Annotated in this window: 3 protein-coding genes; 2 read left to right on the forward strand and 1 reads right to left on the reverse strand. The window is 69.2% G+C overall.

All coding sequences use genetic code 11. The features are described from left to right. Window positions 1–737 (forward strand): M23 family metallopeptidase (locus Q7J26_RS12860; protein ID WP_304936805.1); only part of this gene is annotated, 737 nt, incomplete at its 5' end. After that, complete coding sequence (locus tag Q7J26_RS12865) at window positions 721–1,305, forward strand: polymer-forming cytoskeletal protein (protein ID WP_304936806.1); 585 nt, start codon at window positions 721–723, stop codon at window positions 1,303–1,305. The genes Q7J26_RS12860 and Q7J26_RS12865, both read left to right, overlap by 17 nt. Window positions 1,306–1,354: 49 nt before the next feature. Here the strand turns inward: Q7J26_RS12865 and Q7J26_RS12870 are convergent. After that, the coding region (locus tag Q7J26_RS12870; RefSeq protein WP_304936807.1) for a peptide chain release factor-like protein at window positions 1,355–2,004 on the reverse strand (650 nt) is incomplete at its 5' end.

Raw genomic sequence — 2,004 nt, forward strand, 5'->3', positions numbered from 1 at the left:
CCCTGGCGCCCGCCGCCATCCCCGGCAACGCCACGCCGATCCAACGGATCCTGGCGGTCCGCCTGGATCAGGAGCGACTGCTGGACCGGGCCGAGGACTTCGCCCAGACCCGCGCCGAACGCCTGCGGCTCGCCTTCCGTCTGGCGGGTCTGAACCCGGCTGCCTATGTGGCCGCGTCCGAGCCCCTGGGCGGCCCCCTGGTCGAGGCGCGCGACCCCCGCGCCCTGGCCGCCATCCTGGACGTGGACGAGCCCTTCGCCGTCCGCATCCGCCACGCCGCTGCCAATCTGAACGAGATGCGGGCCCTGACCGACGCCGCCGAGGGTCTGCCGTTCAAACGCCCGACCCAGGCCCGCACCACCTCAGGCTTCGGCGTCCGCTTCGATCCGTTCAACGGCCGTCCCGCTGTCCATCAGGGCCAGGACTTCGCCGCTCCGCTGAACACGCCCATCTACGCTACCGCCCCCGGCGTGGTCGCCTTCGTCGGCGTCCGTTCAGGCTATGGCAATACTGTAGAGCTAGACCATGGTCGCGGTTTCAAGACGCGTTACGCCCATCTCAACACCCTGGGGGTCCAGCCCGGCCAGTCGGTCGCGCTCGGCCAACGTATCGGAGGGATGGGCACGACGGGCCGCTCCACCGGCGTCCACCTCCATTACGAAGTCTGGCTGAACGGCCGACCCCAGAACCCCGCACGCTTCCTCAGAGCAGGAGACCAACTTGTTCAACAAAATTAGCAAACCCTCGAGCCCGACCCCGTCGGCTCGCCCGGCCGCTCCGGTCATCCCGCCGCTGCCGGACATGCCCGCCGCGCCGCGCGCCGGCGGCGCCGCCCCTTCGGCCGTGCCGACCGGCCGCGGTCTGTCGACCCTGTCGTCCGACCTGGTGTTCGAAGGCAATGTTTCGGGCGCCGGCGACCTTCAGATCGACGGCCAGGTGAAGGGCGACGTCCGCGTCGGCCGCCTGATCGTCGGCGAGACCGGGGCCGTCGAAGGCAATGTCCAGGCGGACTATGTCGAGGTGCGCGGCCGCGTCGTCGGCAGCGTCCAGGGCAAGCAGGTGAAACTGGTCGCCACCGCCTATGTGGACGGCGACATCACCGCCGAACAGCTGTCGATCGACGTCGGCGCCTTCTTCCAGGGCCGCGTCGCCCAGGGCCAGCGTCAGGCGCCCGCCGCCGTCGCCCCCGTCGTGTCTCAAGTCGTCCCGCAGCCGACGCCTCAGCCTGTCGCAGCGCCGTCGCCGGCCAACGGATCCGCGCCCGACTCCAAGTCGGACGTCGTCTCGATCAAGCCGACCGCCTGATCGCCGCAAGTCTTGTCTCCCCCATCCGAGGATGGGGGAGACAAGACCGCTATTCCACGTTCGAGCCGCGCGTCTCACCCACGCGCGCCGCCAGGGCTGCGCCCATGAAGGCGTCCAGATCGCCGTCCAGCACGCCCTGGGTGTCCGAGGTCTCGACCTCGGTCCGCAGATCCTTCACCATCTGATACGGCTGCAGCACATAGGACCGGATCTGGTGGCCCCAGCCGATGTCCGTCTTGGCGTCCGCCAGGGCCTGGGCCACGGCTTCGCGCTTCTGCAGCTCCAGCTCATACAGTCGCGCCCGCAGCATCTTCCACGCCTGTTCGCGGTTCTGGTGCTGCGACCGGCCGGCCTGACAGGCCACGACAGTGTTGGTCGGAACGTGGGTCAGACGCACGGCCGAGTCCGTCTTGTTGATGTGCTGACCGCCGGCGCCCGAGGCCCGGTAGGTGTCGGTGCGCACGTCCGACGGATTGATGTCGATCTCGATGGCGTCGTCCACGACCGGCGACACCCCGATCGAGGCGAAGCTGGTGTGCCGCTTGGCCGCCGCGTCATAGGGGCTGATGCGGACCAGGCGGTGCACGCCCGATTCCGACTTCAACCAGCCATAGGCGTTGGGACCCGAGATCAGGATCGTGGCCGACTTGATGCCCGCCTGTTCGCCCTGTTCTTCGGCCTCGATCTGCACTTCGTAGC

It is taken from the genome of Brevundimonas sp., assembly GCF_030656255.1.
In the GTDB taxonomy this organism is placed as follows: domain Bacteria; phylum Pseudomonadota; class Alphaproteobacteria; order Caulobacterales; family Caulobacteraceae; genus Brevundimonas.